This is a genomic window from Margalitia sp. FSL K6-0131, from assembly GCF_038008735.1.
Classification (GTDB): Bacteria; Bacillota; Bacilli; order Bacillales; family Bacillaceae_C; genus Margalitia; species Margalitia shackletonii.
Map to the genome: position 1 here is coordinate 5,436,748 of NZ_JBBOZS010000001.1, position 20,803 is coordinate 5,457,550.

Annotated in this window: 18 protein-coding genes; 5 read left to right on the forward strand and 13 right to left on the reverse strand. The window is 38.3% G+C overall.

Features of this window, described 5'->3' with window-relative positions; all coding sequences use genetic code 11:
- Positions 1 to 189: 189 nt before the first annotated feature.
- Positions 190 to 675 (reverse strand): PaaI family thioesterase, encoded by a 486-nt coding sequence (locus tag NSQ59_RS26550; protein ID WP_055741540.1) that lies wholly within the window; start codon positions 673 to 675, stop codon positions 190 to 192.
- Between the two features lie 99 nt (positions 676 to 774).
- On the opposite strand from NSQ59_RS26550, the gene NSQ59_RS26555 reads away from it, so the two are divergent.
- A complete protein-coding gene (locus tag NSQ59_RS26555; RefSeq protein WP_055741541.1) occupies positions 775 to 1,047 on the forward strand; it encodes an acylphosphatase in 273 nt (90 codons plus the stop codon).
- 391 nt (positions 1,048 to 1,438) lie between these two features.
- Here NSQ59_RS26555 and NSQ59_RS26560 read toward each other — a convergent pair whose 3' ends face one another.
- The 5 genes from NSQ59_RS26560 to NSQ59_RS26580 all read right to left on the reverse strand — a co-directional run bounded on the left by NSQ59_RS26560 (position 1,439) and on the right by NSQ59_RS26580 (position 7,340).
- Complete coding sequence (locus NSQ59_RS26560; protein ID WP_055741542.1) at positions 1,439 to 2,680, reverse strand: MFS transporter; 1,242 nt, start codon at positions 2,678 to 2,680, stop codon at positions 1,439 to 1,441.
- 87 nt (positions 2,681 to 2,767) lie between these two features.
- Positions 2,768 to 3,217 carry a CBS domain-containing protein gene (locus NSQ59_RS26565; protein WP_055741543.1) on the reverse strand — a complete coding sequence of 150 codons (450 nt, stop codon included), beginning with the start codon at positions 3,215 to 3,217 and terminating at the stop codon, positions 2,768 to 2,770.
- 252 nt (positions 3,218 to 3,469) lie between these two features.
- Complete coding sequence (locus NSQ59_RS26570) at positions 3,470 to 3,892, reverse strand: DUF4064 domain-containing protein (protein WP_055741544.1); 423 nt, start codon at positions 3,890 to 3,892, stop codon at positions 3,470 to 3,472.
- Positions 3,893 to 4,252: 360 nt separating this feature from the next.
- Positions 4,253 to 5,686 (reverse strand): aldehyde dehydrogenase family protein, encoded by a 1,434-nt coding sequence (locus tag NSQ59_RS26575; RefSeq protein ID WP_340833066.1) that lies wholly within the window; start codon positions 5,684 to 5,686, stop codon positions 4,253 to 4,255.
- A gap of 19 nt (positions 5,687 to 5,705) precedes the next feature.
- A complete protein-coding gene (locus NSQ59_RS26580) occupies positions 5,706 to 7,340 on the reverse strand; it encodes an acetolactate synthase large subunit (RefSeq protein ID WP_340833067.1) in 1,635 nt (544 codons plus the stop codon).
- 280 nt (positions 7,341 to 7,620) lie between these two features.
- On the opposite strand from NSQ59_RS26580, the gene NSQ59_RS26585 reads away from it, so the two are divergent.
- Positions 7,621 to 9,225, forward strand: coding sequence for an FMN-binding glutamate synthase family protein (locus NSQ59_RS26585; protein WP_340833069.1), 1,605 nt, complete (start codon positions 7,621 to 7,623; stop codon positions 9,223 to 9,225).
- Positions 9,226 to 9,426: 201 nt separating this feature from the next.
- Here the strand turns inward: NSQ59_RS26585 and NSQ59_RS26590 are convergent, their stop codons facing one another.
- The 4 genes from NSQ59_RS26590 to NSQ59_RS26605 all read right to left on the reverse strand — a co-directional run bounded on the left by NSQ59_RS26590 (position 9,427) and on the right by NSQ59_RS26605 (position 12,993).
- Positions 9,427 to 10,149, reverse strand: coding sequence for an amino acid ABC transporter ATP-binding protein (locus NSQ59_RS26590; RefSeq protein ID WP_055741548.1), 723 nt, complete (start codon positions 10,147 to 10,149; stop codon positions 9,427 to 9,429).
- Positions 10,142 to 10,801 (reverse strand): amino acid ABC transporter permease, encoded by a 660-nt coding sequence (locus NSQ59_RS26595; RefSeq protein ID WP_055741549.1) that lies wholly within the window; start codon positions 10,799 to 10,801, stop codon positions 10,142 to 10,144. Before NSQ59_RS26595 ends, NSQ59_RS26590 begins: the two co-directional genes overlap by 8 nt.
- Before the next feature lie 60 nt (positions 10,802 to 10,861).
- Positions 10,862 to 11,632, reverse strand: a complete 771-nt coding sequence (locus NSQ59_RS26600; RefSeq protein ID WP_055741550.1) for a basic amino acid ABC transporter substrate-binding protein — start codon at positions 11,630 to 11,632, stop codon at positions 10,862 to 10,864.
- A 194-nt stretch (positions 11,633 to 11,826) separates the two neighbouring features.
- Positions 11,827 to 12,993: a M20 family metallopeptidase gene (locus tag NSQ59_RS26605; protein ID WP_340833070.1), complete on the reverse strand. Its 1,167-nt coding sequence runs from the start codon at positions 12,991 to 12,993 to the stop codon at positions 11,827 to 11,829.
- A 147-nt stretch (positions 12,994 to 13,140) separates the two neighbouring features.
- Here NSQ59_RS26605 and NSQ59_RS26610 point away from each other — a divergent pair, with 147 nt between their 5' ends.
- On the forward strand, positions 13,141 to 14,211 hold the full coding sequence (locus NSQ59_RS26610; RefSeq protein ID WP_055741552.1) for a sulfite oxidase: 1,071 nt from the start codon (positions 13,141 to 13,143) through the stop codon (positions 14,209 to 14,211).
- Between the two features lie 386 nt (positions 14,212 to 14,597).
- On the opposite strand, the gene NSQ59_RS26615 is transcribed toward NSQ59_RS26610, so the two are convergent.
- Positions 14,598 to 16,814: an MMPL family transporter gene (locus tag NSQ59_RS26615; RefSeq protein ID WP_126647235.1), complete on the reverse strand. Its 2,217-nt coding sequence runs from the start codon at positions 16,812 to 16,814 to the stop codon at positions 14,598 to 14,600.
- Positions 16,815 to 16,943: 129 nt separating this feature from the next.
- On the opposite strand from NSQ59_RS26615, the gene NSQ59_RS26620 reads away from it, so the two are divergent.
- Both NSQ59_RS26620 and guaC read left to right on the forward strand, forming a co-directional pair.
- Entirely contained in the window at positions 16,944 to 17,570 is a 627-nt protein-coding gene (locus tag NSQ59_RS26620) for a TetR/AcrR family transcriptional regulator (protein WP_126647236.1), read from the forward strand.
- A 145-nt stretch (positions 17,571 to 17,715) separates the two neighbouring features.
- The gene (gene guaC, locus NSQ59_RS26625) at positions 17,716 to 18,699 is read left to right on the forward strand and encodes a GMP reductase (RefSeq protein WP_340833071.1); all 984 of its coding nucleotides are present in this window, start codon (positions 17,716 to 17,718) and stop codon (positions 18,697 to 18,699) included.
- A 63-nt stretch (positions 18,700 to 18,762) separates the two neighbouring features.
- Here the strand turns inward: guaC and NSQ59_RS26630 are convergent, their stop codons facing one another.
- Both NSQ59_RS26630 and NSQ59_RS26635 read right to left on the reverse strand, forming a co-directional pair.
- Complete coding sequence (locus NSQ59_RS26630; RefSeq protein ID WP_055741556.1) at positions 18,763 to 19,410, reverse strand: copper homeostasis protein CutC; 648 nt, start codon at positions 19,408 to 19,410, stop codon at positions 18,763 to 18,765.
- A 90-nt stretch (positions 19,411 to 19,500) separates the two neighbouring features.
- A complete protein-coding gene (locus NSQ59_RS26635) occupies positions 19,501 to 20,799 on the reverse strand; it encodes a Sapep family Mn(2+)-dependent dipeptidase (RefSeq protein ID WP_340833072.1) in 1,299 nt (432 codons plus the stop codon).
- Between the last annotated feature and the right edge of the window lie 4 nt (positions 20,800 to 20,803).

Below are 20,803 nucleotides of genomic sequence, written 5' to 3' on the forward strand. Positions count from 1 at the left end.
GGCGCTGGAGCTGGACATTGTAGATAAACACTGATAAATAAGTAAGTACACGCATTTGTACACATGTATACATTTTTGTAAACATGTGTACGTTTTTGTAAACAATTGAATACAAATTGTATACAAGAGCTGCTACCCTTAAAAATCCCCTATAAAAAAAGCAGGAGCCTCCCCTGCTTTTTCTAGAATCTATTCTTTTTTCAAGAATGTACTTGGCATCACAACGGCTATCACTTCACCGCGAGCACAAAGTGTATCGCCAGCATACACTTCAGTATCTACCTTCCATTTTTTAGGGTGAATTTCTTCGACTTTTCCAACTGCTTTTAACGGAACCCCATGAGGAGTAGGCTTTATAAAATCTACTTTTAAAGAGCCCGTAACAAAACGCGGAGGCTCAGCCCCTTCACCTGGCACATTCCCATTTTTTCGATGTAATGCTAATGCAGCCGAACCGGTTCCATGGCAATCAATTAAGGAGGCAATCAAACCACCATACACAAATCCCGGTAAAGCTGTATGCTCTGGTCGTGGTGTGTAAACCGTTAGTGTATTTTCTCCATTCCAGCCTGTTCGAAAGTGATGGCCCTCCTCATTGAGACGACCACATCCATAACACCATGCAAAATCATCAGGATAATCATCCTGAATAGCCTTCACTACTATTTCTTCCATTAAATCCCCTCCCCTTTTCAGAATAGTATAACATATCGATATGTTGTATGATGGAATAAACAAACTTATTATTGTATTTATGCAAATGGAGGCTACATAATGATTGCGCATATAATTGCCACTGGTAAAGTGCAAGGAGTCGGGTTTCGCTTTACCGTCCAGCAAAAAGCGATATCCTTTGAAATTACCGGTTGGGTCAAAAATCTGGAAGATGGCTCCGTAGAAATAGAAGCGGAGGGTACAAGTGAGCAATTAAATATTTTTATCCAAAGCTTGAAAAAGGAATTAAATCCTTTTGTAAAAATAAAAGACCTTCATATTGAAGTGAAAGATGTGTTAAAGGGATATAAGAAATTTAGAGTACTTTATTGAAATTAGATTACATCATAACATTTGTGAAAAAACACTAAATAATTTTCTGTACTTCCTAATGAACCAGTTCCACCCTACTTTTCTATTTAAGGATCTCCACCAATAGCTTAGTAATCATTAATTAGAGTTATAGAATTATTTTTTTTAAATCACTACAAATCTATTTCTCGGGAAATTTCTACAAAAATGGCTAAACTGCTCGACACAAAGAAACAAAAAACGCACTTTAACTCTATTGAAATAGCAGGAAAAACTATAGGAGCAAGGGGAAATTTAGGATATTAAAACGGTTTTATATTGCTTTTTGACAGTAAAATAATGAGGAAATGAAAAAAGACTGTACTAACCTTTTACAATTAAGTTAGTACAGTCTATATTAATTTCTATCTTCTTAATGCCCTGCTTCTACATCGTCAACATGCTTCACATGCTTTGCATTAGCCAAAATAAACAATACAGAAACTAGAACAAATCCTGCCCCTACTATAAATGGAACATGTGGATTATATAATTCTGCAAGCTTACCAGCCATATATGGTGCTATTGCTCCTCCTAAGAAGCGTAAAAAGCTATAAGCAGCAGAAGCTGTTGATCGTTCTACATTTGTTGCATTCATGACAGCTGTTGTGATCAATGTATTGTTGTTTCCAAGTAATGCACCTGCGAAAATAACAGCTGCAATAATCACCCATTGTGTTGATGTCCAAATTCCCATCGCTAATAGTACAATGGCAAACAAGAATAACATCAAGCACATTGATTTAACGGTACCAAACGATTGTTGAAGCTTTGGAGCCATGAAAACGGATGTAATGGCAAGAAGAATCCCCCATCCTAAGAAGACAAACCCTAATCCATGTTCGTCTAATCCCATAACGAAAGGAGCATATGCCAATAAGGTAAAAAATCCAAAGTTATATAGAGCGGCTGCAATACCGAAAACTAAAAGAGAATAGTGTTTCAACGCCCGGAATGGATCTAATAAGGATGTTTTTTTCTTACCTTTTGTTTGACCACCTGAATGTTGTTTAGGCATTAAAGAGATTAGACCAATAAAGGCTACTACCATCAAGGTAGCAACACCAAAGAATGGACCTCTCCATGACATACCGCCTAACCATCCTCCAAGTAATGGTCCTACCGAAATTCCAAGACCTATGGCAGCTTCATATAGAATAATTGCTTTTGCTGTGCCGCTATTTGAAAGGGATACAATAGCAGCTAATGCTGTGGCTACAAACAATGCATTTCCAAGCCCCCAGCCACCTCGTAAACCAACAAGTGCCCAAATATTATTTGAAGCTCCACCTAACGCTGAAAATACAGCAATTACGACAATACCTAATAATAATGTCCACTTAATTCCAAGTCTGGAGGATATGGACCCCGTTATAAGCATGGCTATGGCCATTACGGCATTATAGCTTGTAAAAAGCAATGTTACTTGACTGGGTGTAGCATTCATATTTTTAGCAATAGCCGGCAAAATTGGGTCAACAAGACCAAGCCCCATGAAGGCAATAATACACGCGAAAAAGACTGCCCAAACTGCCTTTGGCTGTTTAAGAAGACTAGGTTCCGGCTGTAGTGAAGGGGCGCTAACGGATACTGCTTTTTGTGATACAGATGACATTTTATGCAAAACTCCTATTCTGTTGTTTTTGATTTTCTTTTCGAGGGAGAATATGAATCTAATATAAGTGCAATTTCAGGAAGCAAATTAAAGAATGGATTTAAATATATTTCGAATTACATCTCCGCGGCTAATGATTCCAACTAAAACACCATTTCGTTCTACCGGCAGCTTTTTAATTTGTTTCTTTCCTAATATCCCTGCAATTTTTTCAATTTCTGCATTCCAAGCGACTTTTATTACTTTATTTTTCGAAATCTTCATAACATTCAAGTCAAGAATTTGCTCTACTCTTTCTTCAAATTCTTCTCCTTTTATCACATTGATATAATAAAAGGAATCCACCACTATGTCCTTTGTCTTGCCAATATAACGCATGATATCTCCATCACTGATATAAGCGACAATTTCATTTCTGTCGTTTACCACCGGGAGACCGCTAATACCATGTTCGATAAACTTTTCAATAACGGAACGGACAGTGTCATTTTCTTTTACCTTATAAACTTGGTTAATCATGATTTCATACGCCTGCAAATTCAGCCCCCCATAAATTTCTTACTTTTAAAGCAGTCTTCCCTCCTCAAAAAAATTAATTGCATAATACAACCTTATGATTGTATCATACAACGATTTTTTCAGTTGTCAATACATAAATGGTTGTTTTTTCTTAAAAACAGCGAATATATCAAAGAAAAATATTCGCTAAATGGTTATTTTATTACAGCGTTTTTATCTCTCCACTAATTTTAGAAATATAAAAAGACTTGCCAATAAGACAAGTCCCTATCAATCCATTATTTCTTTTTTAGGTTTACGAGCCAAGCTTAAAATACCTGCAACCAAGAACAATATACCTGGCAGCCAGTCAACACCCACTGATAATAGAACGGATACAACCGCTGCAATGATTAATAAAATACCTGCAAGCTTCGGTTTGTTATTTCCTTTAAGGCAAACAGCTGCGATAATTCCTAATACTAGTCCAATCAATGAAGCTATAACAACCCACCAGCTTCCATTACCAATAGCATTTAAAACCTCTGATGGATCCACTGTATTTAACTTTTGGTCGTTGGCAAGTTCATTTTTTACTTGTTCTTGAAAAGTCTCATTCTTAAATAATGAGGCTATTAATAGCACACTGCCCCCTACAAGTGCATTAATAATAACTCCAATAATCGTTAATGTAATCTCGGCTGTTCGCTTCATCAGTTTTCCCCCTTTGGTATTTATATCTATACTTACGATAAGATTCTCCCAAAGTTTCATGTTAAATGAAAAGGGAAGACTTTTTTCAAAGCTAAATTTGCTAAACCGCACGAAATATAAGGTGAACAGCACGACTTTTTGAATAAATGGCACAAAATAGAGGGTCAATCGCACGAAACTGCCTATGAACGGCATGATTCAGTTCTTTTTACCTACATCCTCCTGTGCCAGACATGTCCAACTCCCACAGTAATAATATCCCAAACGCCTTAATTAATCAGGAGAAGGCAGCCGCTTGCACTAGACAGACCTTTTAATTCTTAAAAAAGGTGCCAGGAATTTGCCTGGCACCTTTCTCATTTACTCATCTCCAATCTTAAAGCTAATAAACTTCTGCTCCATCATTTCATCCATTGCATATTTAACCCCTTCCCTGCCTACACCGCTATCTTTCCATCCGCCATAAGGCATATTGTCAATTCGGAAGGTTGGGATATCGTTGACAATAACGCCACCCGTTTCTAGACGCTCCGAAGCATAGAATGCCCGCTCCAGGCTTGGGGTTATAATTCCGGAATTTAATCCATATCGGGAATCATTTGCATCTTTAATGGCGTTGTCTAATGTATCAAATGGAAAAATACAAACAACTGGCCCGAAAATCTCGAAACGGAATACCTTAGATTCTCGATTTACATTCGTTAATACGGTCGGTGTTAACACATTTCCCTCTACCTTACCGCCGCACTCAATCTTAGCTCCCTCTTGAACCGCCTCATCAATCCAGCTTTTGATCCGTTCCAAGGATTTCTTGTTAATTACCGCTGTAATATTCGTTTTTTCATCAAAAGGTGAGCCGATGACCAACTGATTAGTCCGTGTAACAAATCGTGCTAAAAATTGCTCATAGAGGGATTTATGTACATAAATACGCTGAATGGAAATACATATTTGCCCATTGTAAGAAAACGCACCTTGTACACTCCGGTCAATCACTTTATCAATATCTACTCCTTCATCTATAATGAAAGGAGAATTCGAGCCGAGCTCGAGCGTCAGCTTACGAAAACCTGCCTGCTGCTGAATAATATGCCCTACCTCCACACTTCCAGTAAAGGTAACCTTTTTCACATGTGGGTGAGTTGTTAAAACCTCGCTCAAGACATCTCCTTTGCCGGGAATAATATTTAAGACCCCATCCGGAAGTTCGGCCTCTTTAAAAACCTCCGCTAAAAAGAGTGAGCTTAACGGTGTTTGTTCTGCCGGTTTTAACACGATTGAATTTCCGGCAGCGATTGCAGGGCCAACCTTATGCGCAACAAGATTAAAAGGAAAATTAAAAGGAGTGATGGCCGTAACTACCCCGATCGGGCTACGAACGGTAAAACCAAAACGTTTTTCTCCTCCTTCTGCTGCATCCATTGGGATTTGTGTACCATAATTACTTTTTGCTGCTTCTGCTGCAAAACGGTAGGTTTGAACCGTACGACTTACCTCTTCCCGAGCATTCCTTATGGATTTGGCTGCTTCCGTTGCCATTATCATGGCGCATTCCTCTCCACGCTCCTCCATAATCGTAGCAACACGAGCTAATATTTTGGCACGGGCATGTGCCGGATAATGGCGAAACTTTTGGAATGCAGCATGGGCTTCCACAACTGCCTCCACCGCATCCTCGGGCTCTGCTTGTCCGATTTGAGCTATTTCCTCCTCTGTATGCGGATTATACAAAGGCTCATAAGTTTTAGCCTCTCTCCACTTCCCGCCAATCCATAATTGCCACTTTTTCTTCATTATCGCTCCTCCTAATGTATTATAATTTACAAATATAATCGCCTAGCGTTTTAGAAAGCTTTACATTTTCTGAATAATCGACATCCACATCAATGAGGACAATCTCTTTGCTATTAAGGGCATCTTTCAATGCAGGCAACAATTCGTCGGAATGCTTTACCTTTACCCCTTTAGCTCCAAAGCTTTCGGCAAATTCCATAAAATCAGGGTCCTTGAATTGAATATCATTTGTTCGATTAAATTTATTTAACTGTTTCCACTCAATTAAACCGAATTTAGAATCATGGAAAATCACAACAACAAAGGCAAGTCCTAATCGTTTCGCCGTTGCTAATTCCACTCCATTCATCAGAAATCCTCCATCACCAGTTACTGCTATAACCGGTTTATCTGGATAGGCAAGCTTTGCTGCAATGGCACCTGGAACGGCAATTCCCATTGATGCCCATCCATTTGAAATGATGGTATGGTTCGGCTGATCAGGCTGATACATGCGGGCGACCCAGACTTTATGGGCCCCAACATCTGAAATGATAATCGCTTCCTCTTTCCCTGCCTTTTTTATATCCGCTAATATGCGCTGCGGCTTGACCGGGCTTCCAGAAACTTCATCGTCTGCATGCAGTTTTTCATCTAACTGGGCTTTTAATTTTTTTACTCCCGGCCAAAGCTCTTTCTTCTCCACATGAGGACTAAGGAGTTCAACTGCCCTTCCAACATTTCCGACTAATTCAGCCGCAAGCGGATAATATTCATCCACTTCCGCTGAAAGACTATCAATATGAACAATTAGATTCATTGCTTCATCATTCCAGTATTTAGGCAGATACTCTACAAAATCGTACCCAATTGTTATAATGAGATCCGCTTGATCAAATCCACATAAAACATAGTCTTTTGCCTGCATGCCAACCGTGAAAAGGGTTAATGGATGGTCGGAAGGCAATACACCCTTTGACATAAATGTGTTCACAACCGGAATATTCTTCTCTTCCGCAAATTTGCGTAAGCTTTCACTCGCCTTATCACGTATAACTCCATTTCCTGCTAAAATAATTGGTTTAGAAGCACGATTAATAATCTCAGCCGCTTTTTTGATTTCCGCTACGTCCGGACATGAAAGCGGGATAGGTGTCACTTGTAATGGCTTCCCTTCTGTATCTGCCATCGCAATATCTTCTGGAAGCTCAATATGAACAGCACCCGGTTTCTCGGAAACAGCTACTTTAAAAGCCTTCCTTATTATTTCCGGAATGGTTTTCGGCACTCGTATTTGCTGGTTCCATTTTGTAACTTTCTCAAACACGCCGATAATATCTACATATTGATGAGACTCCTTATGAATTCTATCAAGCCCCGCCTGCCCAGTTATCGCTACAACTGGGGAACGATCTAAGTAGGCATCACCAATTCCGGTCAATAAATTAGTTGCTCCTGGGCCAAGAGTAGCAAGACAGACTCCGGGTTTCCCCGTTAATCGACCATACACATCTGCCATGAATGCAGCTGCTTGTTCGTGATGAACTAATACAAATTCAATTTTGGAGCCGATTAAGGAATCAATTAAATCTGTATTTTCCTCACCGGGAATACCAAATATATATTCCACTCCCTCATTTTCCAAACATTGCACGAATAAATCAGAAGCTTTCAAGAAACTATTCCCTCCTTTATACATATCTCTTTTATTTAGATGATCTTTGTTTGCTTTGCTCGTTCTAGTTTTCCGATGCAAAAGGAAATTATGTATAAATTGGAGACTAACCATGACTACTGTATAAATTTGTATTAGTCTGCTTATATTATCCGTAGACAATTTTTATATAAGGATTTATAAGTTTCGCATCAAATAAAAGTTAAACCATGATTAGCGCAAGCAGCCTTAGGCTAGCGGATGAGCAAGGAGCTTACGCTTTTTTAATAGGAGGAAAGCCATGAATTTTGCCGCAAATCTCTTCATCATCATCGGGTTTATTTTCATCGCATTAGTAATCATCATCCTTGCTATTTTCATCATTTATCTATTAATTTTTGACCGTAACCAAAAGATGCATTCTATTTTGCGAAATTATCCTGCTCTTGGAAGGGTCCGTTACTTCTTTGAAAAAATCGGGCCAGAAATGCGTCAATATTGGTTTAATAGCGATACAGAAGGAAAACCTTTTTCAAGGGATGATTACGAACATATTGTAAGAAGCGCCAAATATAAACGTGATGTTATTGGCTTTGGTTCAAAACGTGATTTCGAAGGGGAAGGGTACTATGTCCGTAATGATATGTTTCCAAAGCTAACAGAAGAGTTGAAAGTTGACATGGAAACAATGGCGTTAACTCAAAGATACTTACTTATTAAGGATCCGCTTTTTTCCCAAAGAGAAGAAAAACTCGAAGAGGATGAGTCATCTGCCTACTTGCTTCACGATGACGATGCCATTGTGATTGGACCAAATACAAGACATCCCTTCGTTCTAAAAGGACTGATTGGAATGTCCGCCATGAGTTATGGTGCACTAGGAAAAAATGCGATTACCGCATTATCGAAAGGATTAGGTATAGCAAAAGGAACATGGATGAATACAGGAGAAGGCGGGCTTTCCCCTTACCATTTAGAGGGTGGAGTGGATATTATTATGCAAATCGGTCCTGCCTTATTTGGAATTCGCAATAAAGAAGGGGACGTCGATTGGGACGAGCTAAAAAGGAAAAGCGAAATTCCTCAAATAAAAGCGTTCGAAATCAAACTTGCCCAAGGTGCAAAAGCACGCGGTGGTCATATTGATGCGGAAAAGGTTAATCCGGAAATCGCAGAAATTCGTAAGGTGGAACCATATAAATCAGTAGACAGCCCAAACCGTTTTAAACAATTCAGTGATGTGCCTGCAATGTGTGAATTTATGGAGAAAATTCGGGAAGCTACCGGCAAACCAGTTGGATTGAAGATGGTGGTTGGAGGCAATGACAGTGCGGAGGAATTGGCAAAGTACATGAAAGAAACCGGTAAAGGTCCAGACTTTATTACGGTAGATGGAGGTGAAGGCGGAACCGGTGCTTCCTACCAAGAATTAATGGACAGTGTCGGATTGCCGATAAGGTCCGGGCTTCCCATCCTTGTGTCTACCCTAAAAAAATATGGAGTCCGTGATCGGGTTAAAATTATTGCCTCCGGAAAGCTGTTCACTCCAGATCGGGTAGCAATTGCACTGGCAATGGGGGCAGATCTTATTAATATCGCACGAGGATTCATGATATCAGTCGGGTGCATCCAAACGTTAAAATGTCAATCCAATACATGTCCTGTTGGGGTTGCTACGACCGATCCTGCTTTACAAAAAGCCCTAGTAATTGATGAGAAAAAATATCGAGTAGCAAACTATCTAATCACATTAAGAAAAGGATTGTTCCGAATTTCAGCAGCTGCAGGACTGGAATCACCTGTTCATTTCTCACCAAAAAATATTATGTATAAAGATGATAAAGGGGTTGTCTATTCACTGGAAAGTATTTTAAAGGATATACAAAAACAAATTGATGCGGGTTAAAAACAGTGGCTTGGAGCTTCCAAACCACTGTTTTTTGTTATTTATTTCAGATTTATAATCCTGCGGTTTTTAACATCGAAAAAATGAAGCATAATCTCGTCAATTTTGTGCTTAATCACGCGAAAATCGAACTTAATCTCGTCAATTTTATCCTTAATCTCGCGAATCAGGACTTTGTGCACACACTCATCATATTTATCTCTATAAAACCTTCTCCAAAAAGTCTTTCGCTCTGCTTGTCCGAGGGGAATTAAAAAATTCCTCTGGTTTTCCTTCTTCCAGAAGTACCCCATCATCGAGAAACAGAACGCGATCCGCCACTTCCTTCGCAAATCCCATTTCATGTGTCACAATCGCCATCGTCATCCCAGATTGGGCGAGATCCTTCATAACATTCAGTACTTCCTTGACCATCTCCGGGTCCAGTGCTGATGTCGGTTCATCAAACAGCATTAGCTTCGGTTCCATCGCCAGAGCGCGAGCGATGGCAACACGCTGTTTCTGGCCACCCGAAAGATTATTGGGATAGGCATTCTCTTTTTCTGTTAAACCTACTCGCGACAGTAATTCCCTAGCCTTCTTTTCTGCAACTTGACGAGATTCACCTTTTACTTTCATCGGTGCATAGGTTAAGTTATCCAATACCGTCATATGCGGGAATAAATGAAAATGCTGAAAAACCATTCCGATTTGCTCACGGACTTTATTTATATTTGTCTTAGGATCCGTTATATCCTGATCATATACAAGAACTCTGCCTTTTGTCGGCTTTTCTAAAAGATTAATACAGCGAAGTAAAGTAGACTTTCCCGATCCGGATGGCCCAATGATAGAGACTACTTCTCCAGTATTAATACTCGTAGAAATGTTTTTCAATACCTCGTTTTTCCCAAATGTTTTAGAAAGGTTTTCTACTTTAATCACTGTATTTCATTCTCCTTTCTAGCAGCTTACCTAGCAGCGTTAAAATTAAAACCATTGCCCAATAGATTAAACCAACGAAAATTAACGGTTCAAAATTTCGGTAGATTTTTGAACCAACTACCGTAGCTCGGCGCATTAGATCTAAATATCCAATGGTTGATACGATAGCAGATTCTTTCGTTAAAGAAATGAACTCATTCATTAATGCGGGTAATATATTTTTAAGGGCTTGGGGCATGATAAGATCCTTCATCATTAAACGATACGGGATGCCTAATGCTTGAGCCGCCTCTGTTTGTCCTTTATCAACCGCTTGAATTCCTGCTCTAATAATCTCTGAAACATATGCAGAAGAGTTTAAGCCAAAGGCTAAAATTGCCGATAAAAATGTGGAGATATCATATCCTGTTAATTGTGGAACTGCAAAATAAATAATCATTAATTGCAATATTAATGGGGTCCCACGAAAAATAGACGTATAAAAATCTGCAAACCATTTTAAAACTTTTATTCTGGAAATCTTAAATAATGCTAAACATGTACCTAATGCAAACCCAAAAATAATAGAAACAATAACAAATTTTAACGTAGCCCATATTCCTTTTATTATAAAAGGAATATAAGGCACAATTTGGCTAAAGTCCAAATTCATGCCTTACACCTCTTTTCAATAATTATCTTGGAAGGTAATTCTTCATTACATATACATTCATTATTTTTTAATCCACTTTGCCTTCAATTCATCCATTTTTCCGTTATCTTGCATTTCTTTTAAAATTTTGTCGACTTTGTCTACAAGATTGCTACCTTTAGGGAACGCGATTCCCATTCCCGGAGAGCTAGTTGTTGGATCATCAAAGCCTGTTAATCCTTGATTTTTAATATAGCCTTCTGCTACGGATTTATCTAAATATGCTGCCTGAATCCGACTAGATAATAGTTCTTGAATCAGCGTTGTGGAGTCATCCATCGCCTTTGTATCAAATTTAACCGTTTTTTGAAGGTTTTTGGCCCCTTCTTCTTGAATCGAACCTAGTTGAACACCTATTGTTTTGCCTTTTAAATCATCAACCGTATTAATCGAAGAACCTTTTTTTGTAACAAACATTTCACCTGAATGATGATATGGAGTAGAAAAGTCTACGTTCTTCTTTCTTTCTTCTGTAGCGGACATTCCGGAAAGCACCATATCGACACGTTTGGATTGTAAAGCACCTATTAATCCATCAAACTTCATATCTTTTATCTCAAGCTTATACCCTAGCTTTTTCGCAATATAATTACCGAGATCAACATCAAATCCTACTACATTCCCTGCTGTATCTCTTGTTTCAAATGGCGGAAAGTCAGCTGAGGTCCCCATGATTAAAACTTTCCCTTTTTTGGAGTCATCGCCATTGCTTCCATTCGCTTTGCTTTGGCCACAAGCTCCCATAAATACTGCTGTGATAATAACTACAAATAATAACATGTATTTCTTCATGTCTTTGCCTCCATTTGTTGTATATTTGAATTCATTATTATTAATAGATTTGTATTTTTATTCAACATAATGCATTTTAACACATATAATTAATCTTGCAAAGTGTATTTTTATTAATTTTTCACCTTTAAAAAAGCATTTTTATACATTCATAAAGAAACACCCCTATGAATAAGGGGTGCTTCCTCTGGATATTAAGCATTTACTTTTTCATAAAATTCTTCTTTCATTTTTTCAAAGACTTCTTTATTCGTAATTAAATCATAACCAGTTTGAGCAAGAGCCAAAGCACCTTTTGCCAGGATATTATGAGAGTTTTCCGTAATAGTGGTATCTGCAAATTCCTGTGTATGGGCGGTTAAACCAGGGGAATCAAGGCCAATATATGGATGAATGGCAGGGACAACATGACTTACATTCCCCATATCAATTGAACCATAGGATTCTTTTGATTTTTTAATTTCCGCTATACCAGTCGATAAAAGATTATTCGTGAAAAGATTTGATAATGTTTGATTAGTGACCATATTATCATAGCTTAGTTCATAATTATCGATATAAATTTGCGCACCTGTCATTAATGCCGCACCTTTTGCAATATTTTTTACCTTTTCCACTACCTCATTTAAATTATTGCGGTCCTTTGCACGCACATAAAATTGCGCAACTGCTTTATCAGGCACAATATTAGCGGCTAGCCCGCCTTCTTTAATAATCCCGTGAATGCGAACGTCAGAAGTAACATGCTGACGGAGAGCGTTAATCCCATTGAATAGCTGAATTGCTGCATCCAGTGCGTTAATGCCTTTTTCAGGAGAAGCAGCGGCATGGCTGGATTTACCTCTAAAGTCAAACTGAATCGCATCCATTGCTAATGATTCACCGCTTTCATAGGATTCATCAGAAGGATGCAAAATCATCGCAGCATCAATATCTTCAAAAATACCTTGCTCTGCCATCGGAACCTTTGCACCATTGGTTTCTTCTGCTGGTGTTCCCAGCACGACAACTCGGCCGCCAATTTCATCCAGCACTTTACTTAACAATACCCCTGCTCCAGCGCCCATTGTACCGATCATATTATGGCCGCATCCATGCCCGATTCCCGGCAATGCATCATACTCGGATAAATATGCAATGGTCGGTCCAGGCTTTTTACTATCGTATACTGCCTTAAATGCAGTAGGTCTGCCGACAATCCCTGTTTCGACCGTAAAATCATGTTCTTCCAAAAACTCCACTAATAGTTTCATAGAATTATATTCGTGGTCACCTAACTCTGGATGATGGTATAAATAATCGCTCATCTCCCAAAGCTTGCTTTGTATCGATTGTACATATGTTTTTAAAAGGTCCTTCATTTTCATGATCCTCCTGTATTTTTATACAAATTGTTAAATATTTATTATATTTTATAAATATACATCAAAAATAACCGTTCAACAATATTTCTAATCGAACTTTCATGAACATATTTATTATTACCTACTTTGTTATAGGAGGTAATTATGTACAATCAACGATTCCCTGATATAAAGCCATACTTGAAAACACATAGTTTAATGCCTGAAAATCAGGAAACACCTATAGCTTTTATAAAAAAAGATATTGTGGAAAATCCATTATTTTATAGACGCAATCATTTTCCCTATCCAATGCTCTCTTCCTCCTTCTATTGGCTCCCTATAAATGGCGCTGTCAAAGAGCCTAAACTCTTTTCGATGCAGGAACTCATTCAGTTTCCTGCAAAGAAGTTAAAAGTAGTCCTTGAATGTGCAGGAGATAAACGAAGCTTTTTTGAGCCAAAAGTATATGGAGAACAGTGGGGTAATGGTGGAATAAGTCAAGGTTATTGGAAGGGTGTACCTTTAAAAGCACTACTTGAACAAACCGGATTAAAGGATGATGCAAAGGAGGTTATAGTAGAAGGTTACGACTATGGCAAACAACCTGGTATCGATGGTATCCATAGGTTTGCCAGAAGCCTCCCGCTTGAAAAAGCACTCCATCCTGATACCATTATTGCCTATGAATATAATCATCAACCGATTCCGTTTAAGCATGGGTATCCTTTAAGACTGATTGTTCCGGGTTGGTATGCTATGGCATCAGTAAAATGGGTTAGACAAATAACCGTAATTGATTCGCATTTCAATGGTCCATTTCAGTCTATTGATTATGTTTATTACCCACATAAAGATAACAATAATGATTCTTTTCCTGTCACCAACATAAACGTGAACTCAACCATCCAAAAACCAAATAATATGCAAATTCTAAATGCAGGAAGACATACTATTAAAGGAATTGCCTGGACTGGAAAGGGTACAATACAGAGGGTTGAAATTAGTACAGATAATGGGCAAACATGGTCTTATGCTACTATCAAAAGTGATCACCGGTCCCAGTATGAATGGGTTTCTTGGTCCTATGAATGGGTTGTATCGGAAAAAGGTGAATATACCATTATGTCAAAGGCTACCGATTCGTATCACCAAACTCAGCCAATGAGCCCTTTTTGGAATCGAAAGGGGTATGGATATAATGCAGCGGATTGTATACGTGTGAAGGTTGAATAATTTAGAAAAGCGCAAGTGACGAAGCTCTAACGTACGGGTTTCATGACTTCGACGCAAGATTTAGGAAGAACAGTGAAGTATGATGCCTATTTATGATATGGATATTCACTAGGCTAGCCGGGGGCTGCTTTCACAAGACAATCAATTTAAGCGGACCTAGGATCCGTTATTTCTATAAAATGCCCCTAATTTAAGAGTTTAACGGACACTTATTCCGTTATTTATGAAAAAATAGGTGGAAAACACAGCTTATATACAAAATAGCGGAACCTCAGTCCGCAAAAAAGAGGAAAAAGCCCATTTTGTCACAAATAACGGATTTAGTGTCCGCCAAGTTCCAACAATTTGATCCAAATCAAAAATATGATTTGGTCTTCTGATTAAACCTATGAGTCTATCTTTTCCTTTTCCCATTTATCTGTCTTCCACAATTTCCCCGGCCAAAAGGCATAGCGGCCAAGCACAGTAGTGATTGCAGGAACCAATAGTGGCCGAACGATAAATGTATCTAGTAAAACACCTATTGCTGTAACAATACCGAACTGTAATAATACTTGAATCGGCAAGGTAGCTAATACTGCAAATGTACCCGCTAATATAAGACCTGCAGAGGTGATAACACTGCTCGTTTCACTAACTCCATTTGCGATTGCAAGACGGTGCGGCTGGGTTCGCCTGTTTTTCCAAATGCTTGAGATCATAAAGATATTATAATCCTCACCGAGGGCCACTAAGAAAACAAAGGAATATAACGGAATCAATCCGGAAATCGCCGGAATATCCATTCCGTAATGAATCAGAAGCCAGCTTGCGCCTAAAGCAGAAAAATAGGAAAGCAACACTGTTATGATTAGATAAATAGTAGCTACAATGGAACGTAAATATAAAAGTAAAAGTGCTGCTATAATTGCTATCACTACTGGAACAATTACTTTGGTATCACGATCCGTTATATTTTCCGTATCATAAAGCTTCGAGGTTTCCCCGCCAATCCAATAATGCCCCTTTGCTTTAATCCCTGCGTCATGTAAAATTCCGGAAACTTCTTTGGTAACTTTAGGTACTGATTCTACTGATTGGGTGCTGTATGGATTTCCTTTTAAAATAACATTATATGATAAATAGTTTTCATTCTTCCCTTTTGTTGGTTCTGAAACACTTTCTACAAAAGAGCGTTTACTTAATTGCTCTTTTATTGGAAGATCCTTTCCTTCACTGTTTACTATCAATTTCATAGGTGCAAGTTCACCCGCTGAGAAATGATCTGCCATTATCGTAAATCCTTCTCGTGATGGCATATCCTTTGGAAACGAATCAATTAAATTTTGTGTATATTGGATTCGAGGTGAAAAGGCTGCTAGCCCGACTAGTAAAACAACACTTAATATAATGACAGTCCAGGGTTTTCCAACTACAAAATTGCCAAACCTTTTGCTCCAATTTCCAGATGGCCGGCGAATTTTCTTTCCCTTTTTCCATTCTAATTCTTTTACCATTTCCTCTGTTCTAGGGACAAATGGAAAGAATGATATCCTCCCGAAAATCGCAAGTAATGCTGGAAGCAAGGTTAATGCAGCGATTCCCATAATAAGAATAACTAAACTAAAAGGGATGGCAAACCGCTGAAAAGATCCGTAATGTGCTAATAACAATGTGCTTAAACTCAAAACAACGGTAATGGCACTTACGAATATTGCCCCTCCAGAATGCTTCACCGCTTTTTTCAATGCCGTGAATTTATCGGGCTCTTCTAATAAGTACTCCCTGTATTTAGAGACTAAAAATAAACAATAATCGGTTCCTGCACCAAATAACAATACAGTCATAATCGAGATAGCTTGAGAATCTACGGTGATAATGCCTTTCTTCGCTAAAAATCCAAGAATAGGTCCTGTTAACCCGTACGCAAATCCAACGCCGATAAGGGGCACAATTGCGAGAATCGGTGAACGGTATAACACGATTAACAAAACTAACACCAAAAGAATCGTCGAAATTAACAATGTAATATCTGCTTTACTAAATAGCGCGGCAGCATCCGTTGAAATTCCCGCTGGTCCGGTAAAACGCACATGTAATCCGGATTCATTAATCTTTTTATCCAAAAGATCCTTCGATATTTCTTTACCCATATAACTTTTAAGCTTTGATAAATTTTCTGCTATATCGTCGGAACTAGCCTTTTCATCCAAAAAGATCGGTGTTACAAGGGATGTGCCGTCTTCTGAAACAGAAGACTTTAAAGCTTCTGCCGGAAGATTTCCCAAAGGAGGAATAAAGCTTTGTTCCGGCAAAGGGCTAGTTTTTAAATGCTTATATAATTTTGTTACTTGTTGTAAATCCTGGTTTGTCAAACCATCCTCTCGAAACCAAACTAACAGCAACGGTGTTCCTGAATTATTCGGAAACTGTTTTTTCGCCACTTGTTCTGCCTGGACGGACATTGTATTCTTAGGCAAATTAGTTGCCCCATTATCCGCCATTTTATTTACGTTTGGGAAAATAGAAGAAAGAAGGCCGACTAAAACAACCCATATAAGAAGTGTTATCCATCTCCCTTTTCGGCTTGAGGTTGCTTCTATAAAACGAACGAGAAACTTCATTGCTCTCCCCCCTTGAAAATACATACCAACTTTGATTTAAAATATATATACAATAAAATTAATTATATATACTGGTTAGTTAATTTTCAAAAGAAATTATTTTGAACTTTTAGCAGGGAGAAGATACAGATGGCAGAGCAAAAACAAGGTCGAACACTTGGCAGACCAAAAAGTAAAGGCAAAACATTACCCACAAGGGACGTTATTTTACAAGCAGCGACACGTCTATTTTTTGAAAATGGATTTCAAAAGGTATCTGTTGACGATATTGCCTCTGAGGCTGGAATGACAAAGGCAACTGTTTACTACTACTTCGATACAAAAGCAGAGCTTTTTAAAGAAACGATCGTTTCACTGATGGGTAGAATACGTGAACGAATAATTCAAATACTTAGCACAGATAAACCTTTATATGAAAGGCTATTTGATGTTACCATCGCCCATTTACAAGCAACAACCTCCTTTGATTTAGATGGATTTATGAGAGAATCCAGATCTTCTTTATCCGATGAACAAATACAGGCAATGAAAATAGCCGAAGAAAAAATGTATAGCAGCATTGAAGATGCATTTATAGCAGCTGGTGGAGCTAAAGAGATACCTAATATTAACGCAAAATTCGCTGCTCATTCTTACATTGCTTTAGTGAAAGTGGGGAATTATAAACAATCGGATGGAACTAGTTTTTTTGCAACTGTCGAGGAAACAGCTACAAATATATTGAATGTATTCTGGAAAGGTTTTTTTGGTAAATAATTCGTTTACTACATGAACCATGGATTTTTACGTTTCATATAAATTTTTAAAAACTTTGACATAATGAATAAAATAAGGTAAATTAAAAATATACGAACGTTTAAAAATAACACACGCTAAATATTCGTGTTTTGAGGTGAAATCCATGGAAAATGTATTTGATTACGAAGATATTCAATTAATTCCTAATAAATGTATTGTTAATAGCCGTTCTGAATGTGATACAACTGTAACTTTGGGAGGTCACACTTTTAAATTGCCTGTTGTACCCGCAAATATGCAGACCATTATGGATGAGAAAAACTCCATTTTTCTAGCAGAAAACGGCTACTTTTATATTATGCACCGTTTCCAACCAGAGAAGCGAATTGCCTTTATTAAGGATATGAAGTCCCGAGGATTATTTGCATCCATCAGCGTTGGGGTGAAAGAGGAAGAGTATCAATTCATTGAAGAATTGGCGCAACAAAAGCTAGTACCGGAATTTATTACGATTGATATTGCACACGGTCATTCTAATGCAGTAATCAACATGATTCAGCACATTAAAAAGCATTTACCTAAAAGCTTTGTTATTGCAGGAAACGTTGGTACTCCTGAGGCTGTAAGAGAATTAGAAAATGCCGGTGCAGATGCAACAAAGGTCGGTATCGGACCAGGAAAAGTATGTATCACGAAAATTAAAACTGGATTTGGGACAGGCGGTTGGCAGCTAGCTGCTCTTCGCTGGTGTGCTAAAGCCGCAAGCAAGCCAATCATTGCCGATGGTGGCATTCGCACACATGGTGATATCGCAAAATCAATTCGATTTGGTGCAACAATGGTCATGATTGGATCCTTATTTGCCGGACATGAAGAATCACCTGGGGAAACGATTGAAAGGGATGGAAAGCTATTTAAAGAATATTTCGGTTCCGCTTCTGAATTCCAAAAAGGGGAAAGAAAAAATGTAGAAGGCAAAAAAATGCTTGTAGAGCACAAAGGCCATTTAATCGATACCTTAATCGAAATGGAGCAAGACCTTCAATCCTCTATTTCTTACGCAGGCGGCAATAAATTAGATGCGATTCGTAATGTGGATTATGTCATTGTAAAAAACTCTATATTTAATGGGGATAAAGTATATTAAAATGGGCGGGGGGACAAGTTCCTTTTCACTTAAGTGGGAAAAGGAAACTATCCCCTCATTATGTTATACCCGTTCAAAACTTCCCACTATTTTGGTTCCGTGTACTTCCTTTACACCTAATGTGCTTGAGATGAAGGCAGAGTTTTGATCCGTGATTCCACCGCCAGGCAGAATAATAATTCGATTTCCAGCATAATCAACGTATTCTTTTAACCTATTTAAATTGCCTTCAATTGATGTATGACTCGGTCCTCCATGTGTCAAAATACGATGAACATTATGCTTTGCCAACCAATCAATAGCACGAAATTGGGATTCACTTTTTATGTGGTCAAATGCCATATGGAAGGTAATGTCCATACCTTTTGCCGCATCTAGTAGGAGTTTCATTGCAATCTCATCTATCCAGCCATTCTCATCTAAACATCCGATTACAACCCCATCTCCTCCTAATTGTTTGCAATGGATGATGTCCTCGTACATCATATCCAATTCTTCTTGATTGTAGATAAAGTTTCCTCCACGAGGTCTAATAATAGTCATTACTTTTACGTTTTTGCTTTTGCAATATATAATCGTTTTAACAAGAACACCATGACTGACTGTGGTTCCCCCGACTGACAGATTGTCACACAACTCAATGCGATTAGCCCCTCTTGCAATGGCCTCGGGAACAACCGTAAAATTTTCTACGCAAACCTCTTTAATCATCTTCTATCCTCCCAACAAAAAAGGATCAGTGAGAAAATCTTACTATACTCACTGACCATTTATTACAAGTTTACCATTTTTGAAGGGACTTTATTTGGCAAGCTCATATATGGTAAGAGCATAAATCTCCATATTTTTCATTAAATCACTAAGAGACATATACTCGTCCTTATTATGGGCAATCCCCTTTTGTCCAGGAAATGACGGTCCAAATGCAATCGTATTTGGCATAAACCGGGCATATGTGGCTCCTGTTGTTGTAACAGGGGTACCGTCCATTCCAGTACATTTTTCATAAATATTCTTCATCACCGATAACATAGGATGATTTAAATCAAATTGGGTAGATGGCATTCTTCGATTAATAATAATCTTACTGTTATCAGGCAGATTTGCTTTTAGTGTTTGTAGGATCGTTTCTTCTTTTATGGAAATCGGATACCTCATGGAAACAGATAGGAGCACCGCTTCGTCTTCTATCTCCAATTTATAGGGGGTAAGCAATAGCTTGCCCGAAGCTTCATCAGCGTACTCCAAATTCAGCCCTTCACCATTATGCTTAAGATGAAATCCTTGTTCCAGCCAGTTTAGATAATAGGCAAATTGGCCATTAAATACTCCTGCTTCTCTAGCAAATATTGTAATGACATTTTCTCCTAATTCAGGTGCATTGCTTGGAGATCTTTTACCGAATAGTTCTTTCCATTGACCATCTGAAAATTGTATCTTCATATGATCCGGTACACTGCTTTTTGTAAAATCCGCTTCGATTTTTTCAATTGAAGCATGTGAACCATCTGTTATTCCCGTTTTAATTGTAACATCGATTAAGCCGCGTTCCCCATATACAGCTGGATATTTGCAGTCAGGTGTAAAACCATACATAGGCGGATGTTCCTTTTCAAGATAAAGGGGAATATCATGGCATCCGCTTTCCTCATTTGTTCCAAATATAACCCGTATGGTTTTTGAAAGTGGAATATTTAGCATTTTCAATGTATAAAGCGCATACAAACAACTGATGATTGGACCTTTATTGTCTAATATGCCACGACCATATAGGTTTCCATTTTCCAACGTTAAATCAAAAGGCGGATAATTCCAACCGTCACCTGCCGGAACAACATCCAGATGTCCTAGTACACCGATATAGTCTTGATTGTTCTCACCAAGCTGCGCATAACCAACTGCATGATTTACTACTCCTGTTTGAAAGCCCATATTTTCAGCGAGCAATAATACTTGGTTCAGTGCCTGCTTTGGCCCTTCACCGAATGGGGCTTCTGGCTTTGGCTTTTCTTCCACACTTTCAATCTGCATGATTTGTCGAAGTCCAGACAGGAAAATCTCTTTATTTGCCTTAACTGCATCTATTATCTTTTCATGCATGAAG